Origin of the sequence: Sporosarcina sp. NCCP-2716 (genome assembly GCF_023707985.1) — a bacterium.
GTDB lineage: Bacteria > Bacillota > Bacilli > Bacillales_A > Planococcaceae > Sporosarcina.
Map to the genome: position 1 here is coordinate 50,115 of NZ_BRCF01000011.1, position 21,959 is coordinate 72,073.

At 42.5% G+C, this 21,959-nt stretch carries 20 protein-coding genes, 1 tRNA gene and 2 pseudogenes; 5 read left to right on the top strand and 18 right to left on the bottom strand.

The genetic code is table 11. The features are described 5' to 3' along the window. The first annotated feature begins 29 nt into the window (after positions 1–29). Positions 30–122, top strand: a tRNA-Ser gene (locus NFU03_RS14610). A gap of 208 nt (positions 123–330) precedes the next feature. On the opposite strand, the gene NFU03_RS14615 is transcribed toward NFU03_RS14610, so the two are convergent. From NFU03_RS14615 to NFU03_RS14630, 4 genes are all read right to left on the bottom strand, one after another. Next, positions 331–663, bottom strand: a complete 333-nt coding sequence (locus NFU03_RS14615) for a DUF4288 domain-containing protein (protein ID WP_251639856.1) — start codon at positions 661–663, stop codon at positions 331–333. Positions 664–719: 56 nt separating this feature from the next. Beyond that, on the bottom strand, positions 720–1,322 hold the full coding sequence (locus NFU03_RS14620) for a DUF6518 family protein (RefSeq protein WP_251639857.1): 603 nt from the start codon (positions 1,320–1,322) through the stop codon (positions 720–722). A gap of 125 nt (positions 1,323–1,447) precedes the next feature. After that, positions 1,448–3,082, bottom strand: coding sequence for a hypothetical protein (locus tag NFU03_RS14625; RefSeq protein ID WP_251639858.1), 1,635 nt, complete (start codon positions 3,080–3,082; stop codon positions 1,448–1,450). Positions 3,083–3,166: 84 nt separating this feature from the next. Beyond that, a complete protein-coding gene (locus tag NFU03_RS14630) occupies positions 3,167–3,781 on the bottom strand; it encodes a hypothetical protein (protein WP_251639859.1) in 615 nt (204 codons plus the stop codon). Between the two features lie 279 nt (positions 3,782–4,060). Between NFU03_RS14630 and NFU03_RS14635 the strand changes: the two genes are divergently transcribed. Together NFU03_RS14635 and NFU03_RS14640 are read left to right on the top strand one after the other, a co-directional pair. After that, on the top strand, positions 4,061–4,921 hold the full coding sequence (locus NFU03_RS14635) for a helix-turn-helix domain-containing protein (RefSeq protein WP_251639860.1): 861 nt from the start codon (positions 4,061–4,063) through the stop codon (positions 4,919–4,921). A gap of 842 nt (positions 4,922–5,763) precedes the next feature. Beyond that, positions 5,764–6,111: pseudogene (locus tag NFU03_RS14640) on the top strand (transposase); the annotation flags it as partial. A 438-nt stretch (positions 6,112–6,549) separates the two neighbouring features. On the opposite strand, the gene NFU03_RS14645 reads toward NFU03_RS14640, so the two are convergent. Continuing rightward, positions 6,550–7,086: a hypothetical protein gene (locus tag NFU03_RS14645; RefSeq protein WP_251639861.1), complete on the bottom strand. Its 537-nt coding sequence runs from the start codon at positions 7,084–7,086 to the stop codon at positions 6,550–6,552. Between the two features lie 162 nt (positions 7,087–7,248). On the opposite strand from NFU03_RS14645, the gene NFU03_RS15800 reads away from it, so the two are divergent. Both NFU03_RS15800 and NFU03_RS14650 read left to right on the top strand, forming a co-directional pair. Further along, entirely contained in the window at positions 7,249–7,677 is a 429-nt protein-coding gene (locus tag NFU03_RS15800) for a DUF4306 domain-containing protein (protein ID WP_398290505.1), read from the top strand. A gap of 305 nt (positions 7,678–7,982) precedes the next feature. Next, the gene (locus NFU03_RS14650; protein WP_251639862.1) at positions 7,983–9,119 is read left to right on the top strand and encodes an IS4 family transposase; all 1,137 of its coding nucleotides are present in this window, start codon (positions 7,983–7,985) and stop codon (positions 9,117–9,119) included. A gap of 212 nt (positions 9,120–9,331) precedes the next feature. On the opposite strand, the gene NFU03_RS14655 is transcribed toward NFU03_RS14650, so the two are convergent. The 13 genes and pseudogenes from NFU03_RS14655 to thrC form a co-directional block, all read right to left on the bottom strand. Beyond that, the gene (locus NFU03_RS14655) at positions 9,332–10,210 is read right to left on the bottom strand and encodes an ABC transporter ATP-binding protein (protein WP_251639863.1); all 879 of its coding nucleotides are present in this window, start codon (positions 10,208–10,210) and stop codon (positions 9,332–9,334) included. Then, complete coding sequence (locus tag NFU03_RS14660) at positions 10,207–10,851, bottom strand: hypothetical protein (protein ID WP_251639864.1); 645 nt, start codon at positions 10,849–10,851, stop codon at positions 10,207–10,209. Before NFU03_RS14660 ends, NFU03_RS14655 begins: the two co-directional genes overlap by 4 nt. Positions 10,852–10,912: 61 nt before the next feature. Further along, entirely contained in the window at positions 10,913–11,743 is an 831-nt protein-coding gene (locus NFU03_RS14665; RefSeq protein WP_251639865.1) for a hypothetical protein, read from the bottom strand. After that, positions 11,733–12,500, bottom strand: a complete 768-nt coding sequence (locus NFU03_RS14670) for a hypothetical protein (protein WP_251639866.1) — start codon at positions 12,498–12,500, stop codon at positions 11,733–11,735. Before NFU03_RS14670 ends, NFU03_RS14665 begins: the two co-directional genes overlap by 11 nt. Beyond that, positions 12,497–13,027 carry an RNA polymerase sigma factor gene (locus tag NFU03_RS14675; RefSeq protein WP_251639867.1) on the bottom strand — a complete coding sequence of 177 codons (531 nt, stop codon included), beginning with the start codon at positions 13,025–13,027 and terminating at the stop codon, positions 12,497–12,499. The genes NFU03_RS14670 and NFU03_RS14675 overlap by 4 nt, the downstream gene beginning before the upstream one ends. Before the next feature lie 296 nt (positions 13,028–13,323). Continuing rightward, entirely contained in the window at positions 13,324–14,052 is a 729-nt protein-coding gene (locus NFU03_RS14680) for a Fic family protein (protein WP_251639868.1), read from the bottom strand. 312 nt (positions 14,053–14,364) lie between these two features. Continuing rightward, the gene (locus tag NFU03_RS14685) at positions 14,365–14,475 is read right to left on the bottom strand and encodes a putative holin-like toxin (RefSeq protein WP_251639869.1); all 111 of its coding nucleotides are present in this window, start codon (positions 14,473–14,475) and stop codon (positions 14,365–14,367) included. Between the two features lie 293 nt (positions 14,476–14,768). Beyond that, positions 14,769–15,203, bottom strand: coding sequence for a hypothetical protein (locus tag NFU03_RS14690; protein ID WP_251639870.1), 435 nt, complete (start codon positions 15,201–15,203; stop codon positions 14,769–14,771). A gap of 739 nt (positions 15,204–15,942) precedes the next feature. Next, positions 15,943–17,022, bottom strand: a pseudogene (locus NFU03_RS14695) (IS30 family transposase). A gap of 197 nt (positions 17,023–17,219) precedes the next feature. Beyond that, a complete protein-coding gene (abc-f, locus tag NFU03_RS14700; RefSeq protein WP_251639871.1) occupies positions 17,220–18,677 on the bottom strand; it encodes a ribosomal protection-like ABC-F family protein in 1,458 nt (485 codons plus the stop codon). A 584-nt stretch (positions 18,678–19,261) separates the two neighbouring features. Then, positions 19,262–19,732, bottom strand: a complete 471-nt coding sequence (locus NFU03_RS14705) for a GNAT family N-acetyltransferase (RefSeq protein ID WP_251639872.1) — start codon at positions 19,730–19,732, stop codon at positions 19,262–19,264. Positions 19,733–20,009: 277 nt separating this feature from the next. Continuing rightward, on the bottom strand, positions 20,010–20,900 hold the full coding sequence (thrB, locus tag NFU03_RS14710) for a homoserine kinase (protein ID WP_251639873.1): 891 nt from the start codon (positions 20,898–20,900) through the stop codon (positions 20,010–20,012). Further along, complete coding sequence (gene thrC, locus NFU03_RS14715; RefSeq protein WP_251639874.1) at positions 20,900–21,958, bottom strand: threonine synthase; 1,059 nt, start codon at positions 21,956–21,958, stop codon at positions 20,900–20,902. Before thrC ends, thrB begins: the two co-directional genes overlap by 1 nt. Between the last annotated feature and the right edge of the window lies 1 nt (position 21,959).

A 21,959-nucleotide genomic window follows, 5' to 3' on the forward strand; every position in this document is an offset into this window, starting at 1 on the left:
GCTTGCTATAGTAGTTCTTGTCCGATTACGGAGGTATACCCAAGTCTGGCTGAAGGGATCGGTCTTGAAAACCGACAGGGGTGTCAAAACCCGCGGGGGTTCGAATCCCTCTACCTCCTCCATACATAAGCACGACCCTTTATATCATAGAACAAGCTGTCCAGCCGAAGTATCCGGTGGACAGCTTTTTTCAATTCGTAAATCTGTCTTAAATTAAACATCACCTGTCTCAAACGGCATGCAGAATACAAGGCTACGCATTCACCAAAGATGCTATAACGGCGAATAGGTCATCTGGTTTTCCAGGACGCGGTATACGAGCATGCAGGATCACTTTTCAAGAGAATAGAGGTCGATCACTTGATCAGCCGTCATGGGCTTATCGAATGGGAGATACCGGCTGTACACTTCTTTGAAATCAATATTACCCTCAAAGTCGTCCATCAATTCGAAGGTGTCCAAGATTTTAACTAAACTCCATGTCGTCTGCCCCCTATCAGCGTTTTCATAAGTAACATCAACAAAATGACCGTAAATTTTCTGTTGTATCTCAGAGGGATTTTTCACTTTTACCAATACAATACTTTCCTCAAACGTCTTACTTGCACGCATATTCGGCCTCACAGTTGATTCTAAGAGCAACTTTACTGAATAGATACCCATGCTCATTCTCCTCATACCTCAATACATTCTGCAACGCTAATTTCTCTCCATTACATTCAAAAGTGAAAGGGACTTACTTGTTCAATAATAAACCCGACTACAAACGAAAGAACGATAACAATTGCCATTTGTTTAGGGCTTCTATAAAATATCAGAGCTAAAATAAAATACATAATAAGTTCTTCAATATAATTCAAGTGAATATAAAACAGACCCATTCCTAAAGACAAGCTCAACATTAACCCCATAGGCAGGGCTGGTAAGAGAAGAGAACGACGTTCATTGTTTTTAGCCTCCCATGCAATCATCGCAAACAGAGGCGAAGCGATTGCTAAGGCACCCCAAATTATCAGGTATCTAAAAGGGAAAAACCCAAATAGATAAGCAGAATATAAATAGTAGGTAAACAGCATTGCAACAAAGAATAGAAAGGTATTAATAGCAGATTCAACAAATGTCTTACTGAATGCAGCTATAAACGTTGCAAGTAATACCCAAATTCCTAGCCTTGTAGACAAATCACCAAAATAACTTAGAGCTTCCAGCCACATATCGCCTTCCTCTACGGCTATATTATCTAAGTATTTAGACGCTAATCCAAAGAAAGCGCCTAGAGTAATGAAAATTACAAATTCCGGTAACTTATATTTTATTATCACTGCACTGACACCTCTCTTTAAGTCCAAATTGAATTCATAGAATCACTGATAATCCTATAATAAAAAGTATTCTCAACATTCCAACGTTCCTCATTTTAAATGACTCACTGTAACTAAGAGTTTAGTTAATTATTCTTTCTTCCTTGATTACCTTTTAGTTTTAAAAGTGATAGATAGCTATAAATAGAGGATATATCTAATATAGCAGTATCTCCTTGTATTAGAAGCATGTCACCATTTCTTCTAACCTTATAAAAATGATTTATTTTATTTTTATCCAATTCTTCTCCCATGGAAGACTTTAAAAGTTGGTAAAGAAAGAATGTTTTTTGATTCATTTCATATACATTGCTTTCCAAAAAGCTTTTGTGCTGTTCCCACAAGCTATTTAGCTTGGATTTATCAGTACTATATGTAAAATACAGATCCAATCCAGAGACCAACCCCCAAACATCATTTTCGCTACTATATTTTTCTACTTCGGATTTCAAGTTACTCATTTGTCTTTCGTCTAGTGTATAACCTAATATCGAGCCAGCGATAAAATGATAATAGTTTTCTACCAATTTAGTTTCATACATTAATCCCTGTTTTATACTCCTGATTCTTTCTTGAGGGAATGGAATGTTATGTAACTTATAAAATAATACTTGATAATACATTTCTGTTTGTGAGGAAGTAGGATTGGTTGTTTCAATAACTTTTTTTATATAATGTGATAAATCTTTACTTCCGGACTCAATTAAGAAATTTGTTATGATATGCCATTCGATCATTTCAATTAAATTATCGTCTTCAATAACAACCAAAGGTGCTAAGACTTCTTTATGTTCATTTATAACAGTGAAATATTTATTTATTTGAATTCTGTAATCATTATTTAGTCTACCTTCATATAGCATAAGAAACTTCAATTCATAAAATAAATCCTGCAAATTAAAGGTTCGATTCATTTTATTTTTAATATTCCCGAGGCTAACTTCATTAACACTATAAGGTTTGTCTAATAAAATGCTTATCCAGTATAAATTATATACCGTTTGAGGGTCGTTAAAATATTCTAATTTTACATTTTTCAACAAGTTAACAGCAATATTCATTATTTCTTCTGGAACTTTATCTTTATTATCTTTTTTTTCATTTAACATCAAGTACCAGTACAAATAATAAATTAAATTTTCATTGTCTCTTTCTTCAACAATAAACTGATATAATATGTCCATTGATTTACTATCTTGGTTCTCTAAAAAATTTGCTAAATAATATATGATATATGGACTTGCTTCACTAAGACAGCGCGAACAATTTAGCTGTTCATTCATGTCTAGACTTAGTCTTTTTTTAACAGATTGTGAAACTTGCTCCTTGTTTATCTTTAATGTATCTAGATAGGCATAAAAAAAAGGATTCTCATCAAGTTGCGTTATTAAAGATTCGTTAAACTTATTAAGTAAATCATCATTGATGTCGTTTTCCAGCATTGCATTTATTTTAATATAGTAGTATGTTTGGTCTAAACTTTGCTCGTTTAAATCTACTCGTAACGAAGTAAATTCACCTTCCTTTTCGTACATATTGTTAAGGAAAGAAAACAGGCCAGTTTGTTTAATATAATTTGTACTTCTCATTGCCTCTTTATTATTATATGCTGCATATGTTTCAAGAGATACATTTTTTTGAGTATTTATTGCAAAGAAAATTACAACAGCTAATGTGAGAATTATAATTAACGTTAGTTGTAAAAAGTAATTTTTTTTCATTTTACAGTCTCCACCTAAAAACTATGATTATTAATCTAAAGAAACCCTGTAAGGTCCTTATACCATTACAGGATTTCTAGCGATTTACTTCGTGACAGTTGCCTGACTGTTAATGGCAGCTTTTTTAACCACTTTATTACCCCACACTGAAGCTTCATTCGTTAAAGTAACCTTCCTCCAGTCACCTTGTACTGCTAAATTTGATTTATATGATGCGTCTTTTTGGGATTTTGTATTTTGATAATACTTGCTTGCTGTTTTTGCTGTTGTGGTAGTTTTTGTTGTGGAGGCACTCACACTTCCTCCGGAGGTACTTATTGTAACTGAAGCCGTTTTAGATGTGCTATTAGATTCAATAGTGGCGAACCACTGTGTTTTAATATTCTGATGATCGGTTTTATTGTAATTTGCCGATACCTGATAATCAATTAAACCATTAGAATGTATACTGCTTAGCCATGTATTACTTGTAAGAGTGCCACCAGTATCGGTCTTGATAGATCTAGCATCCGCTGCATAAGTTTCTACCATTCCCTCTGTACCGTGCTTTGGCAATAGCGAAGGTAAGGAGTTGTTTTTTGCAACAGCAACAGTTGGCTCAGAATCTAACTCCTCTGCCAGAACTCCGTTACTCAAGCCTAAAGTCAAACTGCTAATTAGTAGTAATCCACTTACTTTTTTATAAAATGATGATTTCATTTTTGATTTGCCCCTTTTCTGTTTTAATATTGGTGTCTGTGTTGGTATTATGACTGTCACTAATACACATAGCATTTAATTGAGTAAAGATTAGTAAATATCCTTTATTCTTAATCAACCACCCCCAATAAACCAAATATCTAATAGAGAAATTATAATTCCGGTCATGACATCCACCTCTTTCAGATTATGTATTAATTCCACTCTTTGTCATTCTACTTCAATTTGGTTACAATAAATTAAAACAGTCGTAAATGACTATAAACGGAGAGATGATAGGTGGACAGAACAATCGGCTCTACAATACGGAAAATTAGAACAGACAAAAATTATTCGCAGCGCTATGTGACCGACGGCATCATGACACAAAGTGCTTATTCAAAGTTCGAGCTGAACAAGACGGACATTTCGTTTTTCTTGTTAGTCAAGATTTTAGAGAAATTAGAAGTCTCAATGGACGAGTTTCTCTATATTCATAACGACTTCTGTCTGACTACAAAGAACCGGATTATCAGCTCATTCACCTCGATTTCCTATAATGATGAGGTGCGATTGACCGAGCTTATGCGTTTGGCAGAGGACTATTTGGACATCGATGAAGATCTATTAGTTAGGGACGTCCAAACTTTGTTTGAAGGGTTGCTTTTGTTTATCTCTACAAGTGATGATGATTTGCTCAAAACCTCTGTCACCAGTGTTTGGGAACGACTGTCTGTTAAAAATCAATTCTATCTTACGGATCTGTATTTGCTGAATGCCATCTATTATCTTTTTCCTCTTGAAACGATGCTGCAGATGCGCAAGCTGGCGGAGTCCAGTCTGGCGCGCTACAAACAGTTTCCGAAAGTGCCCAGGCTGCATTTGAATTTCAGTGTTAATATCTCGCTGCTGCTGATGAAAGAAAACAGGTTCGCCGAGGCGCAGGATGAGGTGGAAGCAGCCATTCCCTACGCCAAACAACAAAAAGCCTTCCTGCAGTTGTCGGTCTGCTATGTACGGAAAGGGATATGCCTACAAATGTTGGAAGAAGATGGGCAGTATTGGATTGCTAAAGGGATAACAATGTTGGAGGTATTGGAGGAAGAAGGTCTGCTGCGTATGGTGGAAGAAGAAGTTGCTCGGTATACGGTACATTTGTAATGCAGGTTACGGAGGCGGGCTTTAAGGAAAATTTATTAATGGCTCCTATAGGTGTGCGACGAATGCGCTGGCCAGCGTGCAATTAAAAGAAGGTCATCTCACAAAACGCCGATAGCCTAACTGGTGATCTCTCGTTTTGTTACCTGGAAAACTCGCATCGGGACAGATGGAAGTGTATAGGTCAGTTCATTAATAGCTGATCTGCTAACTTTCCCCGAAACCACGATTACTTTGTCCGTATCATAGTAGTACAAAAAGTTGTTCTGATACGTATCTCTGTAAATAAATGCTTCCTTTCCATTTTCAACTGTCACTTTTTCTCCTTTCAACTCTTCTGGAATAGGATATTGGGTTAATACACCTATTGTCGTAATAACTTGTTGATTGCCAAACGTCCATAGTATTTCTTCTTTCCTGAAGTGTTTCTTACGAGGTTTGGTGGCCACCTAAACTGGATATTTGTCTACTAAACTATTCAGAGGAGGTATGCCCCATGAATCCCTGGTCACCACCTGCACCCCATATGGAGTTGATGCACGTTTCTCGATAAGAAGAGTCCTTACTAATTGCCGTGAAAAGCAACCGGGCATCTGCTATCTATCCTAGCTGCTCCAACTGCTCTTACAAACCCATAGCCGTTACATTCGACTCGTTCAGGTTTTGCCAATTAGGGAGCAGCCAGTAAATCTCCTCATCCTTTCACGGAAATGGTTTGTCAACAGGAGGATTGTCCAACTAACAATTTCACCGAACGATCTGAGGACACTGAGGGCATTCCGGCCCACAGAGACGCACAACGCGCGGAACAAGTCTTATTTTCAAAAAGCTGCCTTGCGGCAGCCCACGCTTCCTCTCCCTCTATCTGTGCCGCGTGCCCGGTAATTGAGCAATGTATGCAAAGTAAGAACAAGCAAAAGATGATCCAGCGGCATATTTGGCAGGACTATCTGGACGTTGCAGAGGACTTGAGACACTACTACGAGATCAAAGAAATCTATGAGAAGCGGAAAGAGACGGTTGAACATGTCTTTGCCGATGCGAAAGAGAAGCATTGGATGCGATGGACAACCCTGAGGGGTCTTAAAAAATTGTCCATGCAGGCGATGCTTTCTTTTGCTGCGCAAAATCTGAAGAAACTTGCCAGCTGGACATGGAGACCGCCTGTCCAGGGAGGCCCATCTACAACCTAAGTGTCCTGCGAGACACCTAGTTGATTGGAGTGCAGGGCGGCGACTCCTGGGGGATCAGCGCAGCGCAAAGACCCCGCAGGAAGAGCTGTCACGAAGAACAGCTCTTGCGACTATAAGCGAAGCGTTAGGAGCAGCCTGATGCCTTGATTTCTGTATAGTACACAGAAATACGGCAAAGCGAACACTTCACGGTTCGCTTGGCTGAGGGCAAGCGAACCGGAAAACGTTCGCCCGGAACGGAAATCAACGGCCGGTTTCTCCTCTGCTGATTTAGAATCAGAAAACACAAAAGGGTTGGAAATCGTAACGATTTCCAACCCTTTTGTCTACAGTTAAAAATAATTAGATATCTTTAATTAAAACTTCAGATTTAGTCTGATTTCGTCAATTTGACAGCTTGTTCTCTCTTTCAGTTACATCATAAAGTATGAATGTCATTTAATTATTGTATCCTACTTCTCCTTGCTTCACCTGAGCTAATTCTCCACTTTCGCTAACCAATTTAAATTTGTATGACTTTCCACGCGGCAAATAATCAACAGTAGCGGCGTGCCATATGTTACCGTATTTAGGGAAAACAGTTTTACCTTCATAGCTATTCCCACTATTATAATAATAAATTGCTAAACCCGTTGTCCTGTTAATTCTTTCAACGTTCACATACAGAGGATTCTTATAAAGTTTACCTTTTCTAATCCATACAAAATTCGTGAAACTACCAGGACCAAAGTCATCATAATACTTTGGAATTGAATATACTGTTGACAATAGGTTAGATTTTAGGTCCTCTCCTCCATTAAAAATAGCGTTAACCTTCTCTGCATATTCTTTTTGATTGTAAGGGAAGATCTCTTGATTATCAGCATTATAAAACCTAGGTAATTCAAAATCCTCACTAGCCTTTGCACTTTGTGGCATATAGACAATAATTGCAGCGATGAAAACTGTGGATAATGTTAAAAAGATTTTCTTCATACTTATACATCTCCTTTTTTATTAATCACCACCACTTTACAATGAAAAATTTTACAAGTCAACAAATAGTTTGTAAATTAAATTACTTTATGGTTTAATTGTAGTGTAATTACAAATATAAAGTAAAAGGAGTGCATCGCAATTAGATTAATATATATTCTTATTCTTATATTTATTTTTATATTTTCAACTTTGGCAAGTTTGTATGAAGGATCTGAAATTTTAAATAAACCGTGGGATTGGAAAAATACTGCTATTTTTTCACAATTAGCAAACGGTGAAGTCAAAAATACTAGTCAAGTGTTATTCTGGGATTATTTCATTTATGCTGCTAAATTTTTGCCTTTTTACCCTATTTGTATGCTAATTTCTTTTTTTCTAATATTTTTTTTATTAATACTGAGAATAAAAAATGTGTCATTGAAAATTTCATTTCTTATTCTATTTTCTTTTATCTCTATAGGTATTATGTTCTTTTTATCTAATTCACCTACGCCAGGTTTATATTTAACATCCATTATATTAGGAATAATAGGTACTTTTTGTATTTTAACTACCTTCTTTATATGTCGGAGAAAGAAATTTGTTTAAGGTGTATAGTTTGAAGGACTTGGATGCAATCATAAACTTTACTTGCTCGCTAGGTAACAGGATTAGCATTTCGAACAGTATTTACAATATACAATTGATAGATAGGCAATTTATTGTCGCGGTCATTATAAGGATCCGAAAGATCGGAGTTCATAGATTCTAACTCCGTTGAAATAACTTAAATTTATTTTTCGCTCACGCCTGTTGATTAACCAAATAGTTCCATCAAAATAAATGCAAAAAAGAGATGCCTCACGTAAAATGTAAGTTACCAGACAAACATTTACGAAACGAGGTCATCTCTCATGAATAAGAATACCACGCTCCAAACACTGATTGAAAGCTTTCTACCAGAAAAAGATCTTCAGGCAATCTTGAACGAGTTTCAGTATGAGGAAACAGCTCGAAAATGTCCGGTTTCTGTCCTTCTTTCGTATCTCATCCACTCAGCTGCGAACGAATGGAATAGCTTACGTCATGCCGCAGATGTTGGGAAAAGTATCGGACTGACGTCCGTTGATTACTCATCTCTTTCTAAGCATTTGAAAGGGCTTGAGTATGCCATCTTGAAGCGCATACTGGACGAGTTCATCGGCAAACTGAACCGGTCAGCTCGTCGAAATCTGAAGCTTCCCAAAACGCTTCTCTCCATTGATTCCACTACGATTACAGTCGGGAAAACTCGGTTGCCTTGGGCACTGTATCACGGGGAACGAGCGGGGATCAAACTACATGTCGCATTTACGAATGAAACCGACATGCCTCTTCGAGTGGTGGAAACGACTGGATTGAAGCATGACGGACCCATCGGAAAAGAGCTGGAAGATCCACGGTTTATCCTGGTGGGGGACCGAGCTTACTTTTCGATCGATAAAGTAGATGACTACCTGGAGAATGGGCAGGATTTCGTCTTCCGCCTGAAGGACAATATCCAGTTGAACCGAAAGAAATCGCTCCAAGGCAGCCGTCCGAAGGACTCGAATGTGACCGCCGACTTCACTTGCACGCTCGGCCCCCCCCAAAAACAGACCCAGCAACGCCACCGCGTCGTGCAGTTTCTAGATTACGAGGGAAAGACCCTTAGCGTCATCACGAGCCTAAGAGGCGTGACGGCTGATGAGGTTGCCGATATGTACAAATCTCGCTGGGCTATCGAATCCTTCTTCCGCTGGGTGAAGCAAAACCTAAACGTACCGATCCTCTATGGAACCACGAAAAATGCCGTATTCAATCAGCTATTCGCCGCACTGATCGCCTACGTTCTCCTAAAGTTCTTACACACGCAAGCGGCCAAGGGATTATACTGCAAATCGCTTTCATTTGCGGGCTTTTTGCGCCTGCTTCTTTGTGATGAATTGCCGATTGAATGGCGTTTGGAGATCAGGGAGCAGCTAGAGTGGCAGCAGAGACTGAAGACAGGAAACCTGTATAATATTGGTTAATCAACACGCGTGCTAAATTATAGCATTGCGTGTATCACTTCCAAAACTTTCTCCAATATCAAAATGTCTATTTCCCCTCCCATCAACCATACCCTATCGATCTTCTGCCAACATTGCCATCCACAATAAAAAAAGACACCTGACCTTACAGTTTTCTGCCATAAAAGCGACGGAGACTGATGCTGCCAAGATGTCTTTTTAATTTTACCCACTCAACTGCTGCTCGTATCCTCACTGCCAAAATAATACACATACAGATCTTCCATCCTCGGTTCTGCCTGTTGAGCGGCGTCATGGGGCTTTGCTTGTGAAACGATACGAATGTCCACATATCCCTCTTGCAGCTGCAGGTTGGAGACCGGGTAGGCCGTCGTGTACGTTCGCAGTTCGTTATGCGGCACTTGCACCGTCCATACTTGGCGGTCCAACTTGGCCAGCAGCTTACGGGGGGACGCTTTTTCGATGAGCTGGCCTTCTTTTAACAGGAGCACTTCATCGGCGACGTATTCGATATCCGACACGATGTGTGTCGAGAGGATGATGATTGTATCTTGCGCCAACTGGGAGAGGATTCCCCGCAGTCGGATCCGTTCGCTTGGGTCCAGACCGGCTGTCGGCTCGTCCAGGATAAGGACTTTCGGGTTGTTCAACAGGGCCTGAGCGATTCCGACTCTACGTCTCATCCCGCCCGAATAGCCTTTCAGTTTTTTCCGGCTTGCGCCCGTCAGGCCGACCAATGCCAAGACGTGTTTCACACGCACTCGGGCTGTTTTGGCATCGAGCCCTTTCAAGTTTGCCACGTACTTCAAAAATTCTTCAGCTGTGAACTGACTGTATCCCTGGAATTCTTGCGGCAAGTAGCCGAGCTGTTCACGATACGAGGCGCCAAGTGCTGTGATGGAACGATTGTTGTAAAGAACCCGTCCGTTCGTTGGCGCCAGGACGTCCACGAGGATACGCAGAAGTGTCGATTTGCCTGCTCCGTTTGGCCCGAGCAATCCGTAGATTCCCGGAGATAATTCGCAGTCAATCGATTTTAGCGCCTCCTGGTCTTTGTATAGGTGGCTCACTTTTTCTATTTTCAGAGTCACAGTTCATGTCTCCTCCCTTGTAGTTTTCTCGTCAACAACACAGTGCCGGCGATCAGCATCATATACCAAATCACCAATTGCGGCAGATGGGGTTCGGTACTAATTTCATGTGCCCGTATCGGATACGAAAAGAATCCTTTTTCCAAAAACCATTCTATGGAGAAGTCCGTTAACAGGTTTCCTCTCAGCAAAAAGGTCAGTCCATACAGTAAGCCGCATAGGATCACGGTACTCGTGTGTGACTGGAAAATGGCACAAACACAGGCGGCAAAGATCGAGAACAGGACACTTCCCGCCAGTACGTACGGCAGGCCGGCTGCACATTCCCTTACGACTTCGGTGAATTCCCCAGGTGATGCTGCCAAAGCAGCCCCTGCCAGCTGAATCGCTGTCAATAGGAAGACCAAGAATAGTGCACAGAGGCCGGCAGCTCCCAGCCGTGCCAGAAAGACCTTCGTTCTCCCATGCCGGGCCGTGAGAATGACTTCCTGCACTCCCTCTTCTTTGTCCAGGATGAATACCTTCGCAGTCATCGCAAGGATCAGGAAGCCGATCGACAGTGTGCCGAGGACATGCCAGAACGAGTTAGCTGTTGCCAAGACCTGTGCCGGGCTTTTTTGGGCAGCAAAATAGATCATCACACTCCATAATCCACATACGGCGAGGACTGCCGGGAGCCCCCATTTGTTCCTGACTATTTTTTTAATTTCCCAGGGCAACACGGATCCGACGCCTCCCTAGTAGAAGATTCACTACAAACAAGCCTGCAGCCAGGCAGAGGAACAAGAGTAAAACCTCTCTATTTGAAAACACGACATACCTTTCTAAATATCCGAAGCTCATAATACCGTTCAATCCATATGTGTAACCATACACCAAGTAATCGATGCCGGACATGGTTTGAATATAGTAAAAAATATACTTTTCATAAAGTTCTCCTAAAGCAAAAATTCCGCCGGCTGTCAGCATGATGAACACACTGCGTTTGATGAATAACGATAGGAGAAAGACGAACAGGGCGAAAATATAACTTGCCACTACCATATAGCCGCCCTCCAATAGCATGAGCTTTGCAAATGTCCAGTTTGGATTCGGACTAAGGTAATTGGGGGCACTCTCACCCATTTGTGTAAACAGCCCCGTTGGCGAGGCGTAGGCAAGCAGAACGATACTTGCAATTCCGTAGTAAAACAACACGATCGATACACAAAAGAAGAAGAGGACGAATTGTTTCACGGCCAACAGCTGCACACGCCCTCCCTTGTATGTGACCAACACTTCCTCCATCTCCTGTTCCCGTTCAAAAGGCATGCACCGGGAAACACCAACGACTACGATTATCGCAATCATCATATAGCCGAAGTAGGGCATGACAGAGGCCATCTCTTGCCAGAATACGACCGATTGTGGAGAATCGGGCAATGCGTTCACGTTCATTACAAATAGAAGGGTGCATAGGAAAAGAGCGATATAGAGCTCACGCTGTGAGAATAATTTTTTTCCTTCCACCCACGCTAGTTTACTAAATCCCATCCGGTAATCGCTCCATTCTCCAAAGTTTGGTCAGCTGTCGTATGAAGACAACCACCAGCCCGATATTGACCGCTAAGAAAACCAGGGTATGGACCGACAGCAGCCATGAGCCGATCGGCGTGTAAATGGAAAGTAAGAGGAACGAGACCCACACCAGCAAAATGACTGTCCATGACAGCGGATACCGGTACTTCGTGCTGATCGCCAGCAGAATGACACAGAACAGCAAGATCGGTGTGATCCCTGTTACCGCAATATGGAACGACAACAGGAAGAGACCCGCTTTCTGAATGGACGCCGCGTACAATAAGGACCCGCTGTAGAGGACCAGACTCCCCAGACAGATGGACACCAATTTGGAAAACAGGACCTGCTGGAACGAGAAGATAAACGTCTGTTCCAGTTCCACCATATCCTTGGTCTGTGTATGTACGAGATGCCACCCTGCTACGAATACGGGAGCGGGCGCGGACAGAATGAATAAGAGCCATTGCTCCTTGGTGCCGGGAATGAAGGTGACGGCCCCCATCAGCGCTATCACCAGGAGGCCCAGCTGGACAGCGAAATGCCCCCAAAGATCCTGGAAGGATTGCCGGACCAGTTGCTTCATGACGGCTGCCGTATTTTCTTGCGGGACAGGCATGTACGACTTCAAGTAGTCAATGGCCGCCTCCCTGTCCTGTTCATGAATGACAGGAGGAACGTCGTCATGCAGCCAGCGGCGCAGATGATCATCTTCATGTGTACCTTGTTTCACTCCATAACCCCCTTTGCTCGTTTCCGCAGTTTCTGCAGCCCTTGGAACAGTCTCGATTTCACTGACGGTAAAGTCGTCTTCGTGATGGCTGCAATCTCTTTCGCCGTGAAACCATGGTAATACTTCAAAATCAGCGCATCCCGTTGTTTCGCAGGAAGGGTCTCAAGAAGCTCCTGCACTTCGGAACGGTTAGAGAACTGTTCCTCCAGTTCCGGCTCCTGGTGCATCGAAGCATGCTCGTCCGTGAATTCGACCGGACGCCTCGTCCGCGTGACGTAATTCATCGCCCGGTTCCGCGCGATCCTGTAAAGCCACGCTTTGAACGTCCCTTTCTCTTGGTAAGCAGGCAAGGCCTGCAGCATCGCGACAAACGTCTCCTGCGTCAGATCCTTCGCTTCCTCATACGGACTCCCAAGACGGTAAATATACCGGAAGATCTCATCGTAATAACGCCGCACCAGTTTCGCCATTGCGTCCTCGTCCCCTTGCTGTATCGCGCTGATCAACACCGCGTCATCCTCATACATGATCCAACCTCCATACTTCTATATAACACGCCTGGACGGGGAAAGGATTTAAATTTTTTGGTTTTTACTTGGACAATAAAGTTTATGAGGTGTCAGAGTAATGCACAAGCATGCTAAAAAACCGGCAGAAACAGTGGTCATGCACTGTTCCGGCCGGTTTTGTCTTTGATATTTGAATGAAGCGGGAGTGGGTAGGTTGGTTATTTCGCAATAGCACCCGTTAGTTGGAAATGGAAAGATGCGGCGAGATTGGAGCACAACTATTGGTTGCAAAAAGCACCTCATAAAGATGCTTTTTAACTGATTGTACTTAGATATAAGTCAAGAGAGTCTTCTACTTCGCGTTCTACTAATGCTATAAAATCGCTATAATCTTCTGTCGTATGTGCTTTGTCAAGCGCTTCATAATAGGCCAATCGATTTTCCACCTTAATGATGACAGGAGGAAATCCATCTTTCATTACTTCTAAATTCAGCAAAAGTCTAGAAGTTCGTCCATTTCCATCTATAAAAGGATGGATGCCAACAAAAATAGCATGTAACATCGCGCCACGCTCAACAGGATGAAGGTGAATTCCTTCGTTACGATACCAATTCATCATTTGTTCCATTCTTTCTTGGATCAGATAATGAGCTGGTGGTATATGTGCGGCACCTGATATAAAGACTTGCTCTTCACGGTAAACACCCGCATACTCTTCATGAATTCCTTTAAGTACCAACCGGTGTAAATTTTTTATTTGCCATTCAGAAAGAGGTTCGTTCTTTTGGACAATTTCTTCAACATAACTAATGGCATCCCGATGATTGATAACCTCCAAATGCTCTCTCAGTGTCTTACCACCGATTGTAATTCCTTCAAGAACCACTTTCGTTTCGTTCAGGGTTAAGGTGTTTCCTTCAATCGCATTCGAGTTATAGGTCCATTCTAGAAATAACTTTTCCCGTAAACTTCTCAATGTATATGTAGGTAAGGGACGAGCCGCATCTAATTGTGCCTTCTTTTTATTAATAACTTCAAACAAATAAGTAACCCCCCAAGTATACACGTAGAGTATTTCTATTATTGTACCGCATATTGGTAAAGTTCTATACCTTATTGATAGTGATCATATTCCGGTATAATCCATCACTAACAGAACACATTAATTTGTATCACTTAAAGAAGTGTATTATCCGCATAACTGTGGTAAAGTGGAGATATACTAAAAAAGACCGAGTGCGCGAACACCCGGTCAATGCAGCTGACATCCGCATGAAGTGCGGCTGACCAGTTGAAAAGATGTTTGAACTGAAAAAGTAACCATCTCATCTACTTGGGTCGTAGCGGAGGGTGGTTACTTTTTTCTATTGGTGGATAGAGCAATCATCGCGACGATAGCTGTTAGCATTGCCGCCAAGAACATTCCAAATTGGAATAGCATGTTCATCGCTTCGTATGTCACCATATAAACACCCCCTTTCACAAGGGAGTGCCAACCGCCCATCCGCTGTATGTAGCTGCTACTGTAATTCTATCACCTAATCAACATTTAAAAAAGCTAGGCGAAAAGTTTTCAATAATCGCGCCCTTTTGTTGTAGATGATTAGCTAACTTCGAGAAAGAAAAACATAGCTAACAAGGTAACTATTACTACAAGAACACCTATACCAAAACGCTTCAAGTTAAATCCTCCTATATTTCCCTTTGACTTTTTAGTATTCTTTTATTTTATCAATTTGGCCCACTGATTTAATATATTTACTTACTATTATTTTGCAGTACAAATGACTCCTCAAAGCCGTCCCATCTCACATTTACTTTGATAACTGCATCTTCAAGTACTTTTTCCCTGCTTTCTGAACTTCCTGAAAGCGCAAAAATCCCTGACACTAGGGGCTGCGCGAATTCTTCAGTGTCGCTCCCATAATCACCATTAGTTTCATAGGAGTATTCAATTTTTTGTAATGAAGACAGCTCTTCTAAAGAACCTTTGTATTTTAGTACGAATCTGAAATGATATGCGTTCGAGTCTGTTTTCTGCTCGTCTTTTTCTCCCCAATTTTCTATACCATTATAGGTGTACTCAGCTTCCCAATGCTCGCTTTCCCCGGTAAATATATGATTGTTGGGCGCAGCCTCTGAACAAGCTGTTAAAAGCATAATTGTAAATAATAAAATGATTATTTTCTTCAACTTAACTCCCTTTCCCCAAAAATCGGACTGTATTAATAACTATTTCGACTCATCTCCGAAAACAACTGACTGGCCTAATTCTCCAGTTGATTTTGAATCAGTTCTCCTTAATAATTATCATTCATATAGTCGCATTGCACCACTTTATTTTTATAGCTCTATGCCATATAGTGGCCCGTTTGCAGAACGGATACGAATTGCTTTCCCGCAATCATGCTTATTAATTGAATAATTTATTTGGACTTAAAAAGTTTAATAGCAATTAGAGCAATCAAAGATACGGCAATAATACCAAGAATAAAATTTGTAGTCTGCAATGTACTATTAAGTGCACGTATGTAGTCTCCAACTTTTCCTACTTCATGCAGATTATCTGCAACCTCCCCAACTTTATTTACGAGAGAATTCCAGTCTTGTAACTCTAATTCATTCAAAATATAACCCAACCCTTCTCTTACTAAATTTATTGACAGCTTGTGATTTCGACCCGATCATAAAGCTACAATCGCGCCCTATTACTGAATATGCGTTGATTCTGTATGCCATAATGGCTCTCCGATTGAAGAAGTATTAAATACTTTTTTAAAAGTATCCACCGTTAGGGTTCAATTCATTACTCCGAAATTAATGAATTGATTCTAATTTCATACCTCAATTTTTTTCCTAAATTGCAATAATAAATTAGCCACTTAGATAAATTCCAGCGTATTCACTGATGGGGATACTTTCCACCCCACTCTTAACTAGCTGTTTTGACCTTGACTTTGTTTCTGAGTTTCTCTTCTAGTTTCGATACCTCTTCCTCAAACAGAACGGCTGGCTGGCGGTAATCCAGGATTTTTCTCGGTAACTGATTAAGTGTCTGGTAGGTGCGTTTAATGGCCTCCGGAGAGTAATCGGATATCGCTTTTCCTTTCGGAATGTAACGTCTCAGAAGACCGTTGTGGCGCTCATTCGATCCTCGCTCATAAGGGGAATAAGGATGGCAGAAATAGACGTCTGTGATGCCGTGTAACCCTTTGGTGAGACCGGAGAATTCACTTCCATTGTCGGACGTGATGGTCTTGAAGACTTCTGGGAACAAGTCCCCGAAGTCCTCCCGTAATTGAGTCAGGGCATAGTCAACGGAGTCGTGATCCTGATCGTCGATCAGGATGGCGTAGTAGTTCCTGGTCTTCCGCTCGACGAGCGTCAGCAAGGCATTATCGCCGGATTTCAGACCTTCCACTGTGTCGATCTCCCAGTGACCGAATTCGTTCCGGTCCTCCACCTCAGCAGGGCGTTCGGCAATGCCTCGGCCCAGGATGCGGCGGTTCCCCCGGACCCGCGGGGTCTTTGTTTTCCGTCTGGTTTTCATCGGCAAGTCGATATTCCGGACGCTCAGCACGTCCATGTCGATGTAGTTGTACAGCGTCTTCGTAGAGACCATGGGTTTGTCTTTCCAGCCGATTTGTCTTCCGGCGAAGCCGATGACGGCATCCGGTGACCAGCCATGATGGATGATCCGGTCACAGGCGAACTCGATGAACTCACCGGCCGTGAGCAGCTTGCTTTTCGCCCCACAGTTCAGCCGATTGCGTTCGTATACCGCCTATCCTGTCTCAGCGAAATAGGCCGTATAGGGCGTCCGTCCGGTCTTCAGCTGCGTCGTTGTCCCGCGCTCTAATTCATTGGCAATCGTTTGGTGGTGTCGTCCCAAGCGACGTCCGATGTCTCGATTTGAATGTCCGGCGTTGTGGAGGGCAGCGATTTGACCTCGCTCATAGGGGGACAGGTGTTTATTCTTCCGGTTTTGTATGGTATTCTCAAGGTGTGCCATTATAAAACTTCCTCTCATTGTGAGTCTCGCAACCTCAATGATACACGAAATTTTATAGTGGCATTTTTTTGTCTGAATTTAGGTGGCTAAGTTGATTCTACAATGAGCCCCTCAATTTTTTTCATTAAATATAAATGAAATAGTCCACTATCTCCGTTACTAACAGTGAGTTACTCAATAAATCAAACGTCAACTTGTTAGTATGGAACAAGCTCCACGGTTTTTGTAGCAATATTAGTAATAAATGACTGATCGTGCTCTACAAATAAAAGTGTGGGTTTATATTCTGAAATCATCGTTTCAATCTGCATTTGGTTAAACACATCTAAATAATTTAATGGCTCATCCCAAAGATAAAATTCAGCTAGTACTCCTAATGATTTAGCAAGTTCCACTTTCTTTTTCTGACCATTACTCATATATTCAATAGGTACATTAAAAACATCACGTTCTATTCCTAAAATACGTAAATTATTTAATAACATAGTGTAATCAATTTTATGATTTGTTGAAAACTCTTTTAGCAACCCCATATTGTGATCGTATTTTTGGCAAATACCACTAGTAATTAAACCTTGCGGAATATAAATTTCACCCTCTAGAGTACCGTCAATTTCTTCAGTTAATAAATAATTTATAATCGATGATTTTCCACTACCATTTGGTCCAACAAGGGCAACTTGTTCACCTTGAAAAACTTCAAATGTAATTGGCTGGAATAAAGGTTTATCTCCATAGCTTATTGTAAAGTTCTTCACTCGAAGCACTGGATTTCGATGACTAGACATACTATTTAGTATTAACTTACTAACGGATTCAACATTATGAAGAAGTTTTGATTTCTCTTCTATTTGAGCATTCATTCTATTTTCAATTGCTTTTGATCGTTTCATCATTTTGGCAGCCTGTGCACGAACAAAGGCATCGTTACTTGAACCTTCTTTCTTTACTGCCCAATCTGACTTTTCTCTTGCAGTACTTTTTAAGCGATCAATTTCGGATTTAATTGATTTGTTTTGAGAAAGTTCGTGTTGGTCTTGTATTTCTTTTTGTTCCATGTAGGTAGAATAGTTGTTTTTATAGATGGTTAACTGACTTCTTTCAATTGCTAAAATATGATCAACTACTTTATCCAAAAATGTTCTATCATGGCTTACCACAATGTATCCTTTTTTCTTCTTTAAATACATAGCAACAATATTCCTAGCTTCTCTATCTAGGTGGTTTGTTGGTTCATCTAAAAGCGGGAAGCGTGTTTCTTCACAAAAGAGGGCAGCTAGCAAAACTTTTGTTTGCTCCCCCCCTGATAATTGATCAAATGGTTGCCATAAAATTTCTTTATCTAAAGATAGCAATTGGCATTCTCGCTCAAGCTTCCAAATTTCTAATGGCATTATTTCATCAATCGCATAATAAGTTAAGTTGTTCTTATTTTTGATCATCAATGGAAAATAAACAAATTCAACGTCACTTATAATTTCACCAGTTTGATGAATCTTTTTCATAAGTAATTTTAATAAGGTTGTCTTCCCTCGACCATTTCTTCCAATTAAACCAAGACGCCATTTTGTATCAATTGTAAGATTTACATTGTTGAATAATGGACGTTCTAAAATATCAAAGCCGAATGTTAAATTTCTTATTTCAATAGGCATACTTATTACCTCCAATTTCCTTGCTATAGACATTGGAAATGACTTTACAATGTGCATTCAATCATCCCAATTAATAGATTTGAATGCATATGCAGATACAAATAAAAAACCCCCTGAAAAAGATTCAGAAGGATTAGAGTTAATTATAAACGAGCCTAATTTAAGGCTTCCAAAGATTATAATAAATGGACAGACTAATCCTATTTTAGGTGTAAATGCATATACATTTTACGTGTAAAATAGAATTATTTGATCATGCTCCATTCATCAACCTTTCAAATGTAATATTCATATTATACCATCGGTTTTCAGAATTTACAACTAATTCTAATTAAAAAATTTGTATTGCACTCACAATCGCGCCAGTTAGCAGGAAAGCGGTTAGAAACCGTTAATCTGCGTTGCAGCCGGACGCGTTCCGGAGGGCGGGCAGTGAACCACACTCCTCGCTTCGCTCGCTAGGTGTTCCACCTGTCCCGCTGATCCTCCCGGAGTCGCCGGCTTCCACTCCGATTAACTAAGCAATTGATTCAAACATAATTCCGTAAACGCGCCCTTTTGCAGAAGAATATTACCATCTATAGTTATTTACTTACGCAGTCATACTTCATTTTCAAAAACTCAAAACGACTCCCATTTGTATCCTGCATAAAGATTTCGCCAGGTTCAAATCCTGCTTTTTTATAGACCTTTATAGCCCTATCATTAAAAATGGCAACGGAAAGTGTTATTTCATTAGGGGTGAATTGGGATATAGCAAATTTCAGCCCAGCTTTAAAGAACTCTAAACCAAGTCCCCGACCAGTCAATTCAGGTTTCATTCCTAACCCAATATCAACTGCGCCCGCCTTGCAATCAAAACTAAAGAACCCGATTTCTTCATCCTCTTCCCTAACAATATAATAGATGTCCTCTCTTTGTTTCGGATCCAAAAATTCGATTAAATCTTCCTCATCAGCATCCACGTCATAAAAAGAGTATTCATCTTCATAATGCCAATTTGATGCAATATTTTCCACCTGCTGTTGTGACATTTTACTAAAGATAAAATTCATAATATCCCTCCAATAGTCGAGAACCAATTCCACATAAAATGGCCCGTTTGCGGAACAACTCACATCTATCTTTATAGATAATACTACCATAACCTGATAATCACTTCCAGATAGTTCAAATATTTTAATTTGTTTTCTTCTTACCGTGTTAGCTGACCTCTTTCATTTCTCTATCCTGCAATTTTAACCAACAAAAAAACACCCTGCCCCAACCGTCTCCTGCCGTAACAACGACGTAGACTGGACAGTGCTAGGATGTCTTTTCAATTTCACCATATCAATTCCCGCTCGAACCCTCCACCACAGGCCTAACTGCAATCGCCTTGTAGTACGGAAAAGCGGTTTCCAGTGTACGGGCGATCTCATCCTCGCGGCCTGCCGGGACGGCGAGGAAAAGGGAGGGACCCGCGCCGCTCAGGGTCATGCCGTAGGCGCCGTGCTTGTGGCTGGCTTCCCGGATTTTATCGAAGTCCGGGAACCGGTCTTTCCGGTACGGCTCGTGGAAGATGTCGCGGTCCATCATGCGGCCGACGAGCGGCCAGTCGCCGGTGGCGAGTGCGGCTGCCATGAGGCTGCTGGCGGCACTGCCTTCCGTCGCTTTCTTATGATCCAGCTGTGCCGGCAGCAGGCCGCGGGAGTCGCCGGTTTTCATCATGACGGGCGGGACGAGCACGACGCCGCCAATGTCGGGTGCATCGAATGCCAGCACTTCGAGTGAGCTTCCGTCATAGAACGAGACGGTGACGCCCCCTGCAATTGCGGCGGTGACGTTGTCCGCGTGCCCTTCGATGCTTGCGCCAAACCACATCTTCTCTTTGCGTTTCAGCTGCAGCTCGTGCAGGCGGTCGGCGATTTCGATGCCAGCCGCAATGGCTGCGGCGCTGCTGCCGAGCCCTTTGCCGAGCGGGATGTCCGACGTGACCCGCAGTGTGCAGGGAATGTCCTTCTTTCCTGCCCGGCGGACGACCCGGCCGATCGTCTGGACGATCAGGTTCGTGTCATCCGTCGGCAGTCCCTGCATCGCTTCGTCTTCATAGACGACGCTCCAGCGATCGGCGGGTGTCGCTCCCACGGTCATCCAGAGGGACAGTGCCATGGCGATGCTGTCGAATCCCGGCCCGAGGTTCGCGGTCGTAGCTGGCACGCGGACAGTGATCGGCCCACCCATCACTTGGACTCCTTCTTCAGCTCTGCCGCGAACGCTTCGAATTCCGCACGGGTCATGAACGGTTTGCCGTCATTGACGCGGATCGCCGTTTCCGGATCTTTCAGGCCGTTGCCTGTCAGGACACCGACAATCGTCGTCCCTTTCTCGATTTCTCCGGCTTCGATCCGTTTTTTCAGGCCGGCGATCGTTGCGCATGAGGCTGGTTCGGCGAAGACGCCGTCCGTTGCAGCGAGCAGGCTGTATGCTTCCAAGATTTCCTCATCGGTCACCGACAAAATGTGGCCTTCGGACTGTTCGAGCGCAGTTTCCGCGAGCTGCCAGCTGGCAGGATTGCCGATCCGGATCGCCGTCGCCACTGTTTCCGGCTCATTGAACACACGGCCGTAGACGATCGGTGCGGCACCGTCTGCCTGAACGCCAAGCAGTTTCGGCCGGCTGACGCCTTTCTTCTCTGCGAATTCCGTGAACCCTTTCCACGCTGCGGAGATGTTGCCGGCGTTGCCGACGGGCAGCGCAAAGATGTCCGGAACAGCACCAAGCTGTTCGATCGTCTCGATAGCGATCGTCTTCTGCCCTTCCAGGCGGTACGGATTCACTGAATTGACGAGCGCGATTTCCCCGCCGCCCGCTTCCCGCACCATTTGCAGAGCTTCATCGAAATTACCTTCAATCTCAAGGATTTCCGCCCCGTACATTTTCGCCTGGGCGAGCTTGCCAAGGGCGATCCGGCCTTCCGGGATGACGACGATCGTCCGCATACCGGCCCGTGCGCCGTAAGCGGCAGCGGATGCCGACGTATTGCCGGTCGATGCACAGATGAGCGTCGTCTTGCCCTCTTCTTTTGCTTTTGCGACGGCCATCACCATGCCGCGATCCTTGAAGGAGCCAGTCGGGTTTGCCCCTTCCGTCTTCACGTACAGGTTGACTCCCCATTCGGCCGATAGGTTTTTCAGATGGATCAGCGGCGTGTTGCCTTCTTGCAGAGTCAGTTCCGGTGTGTTCTCCGTGACAGGCAGCCATTCCTTATATTCTTCGATCAGTCCATTCCATCGTCTCATC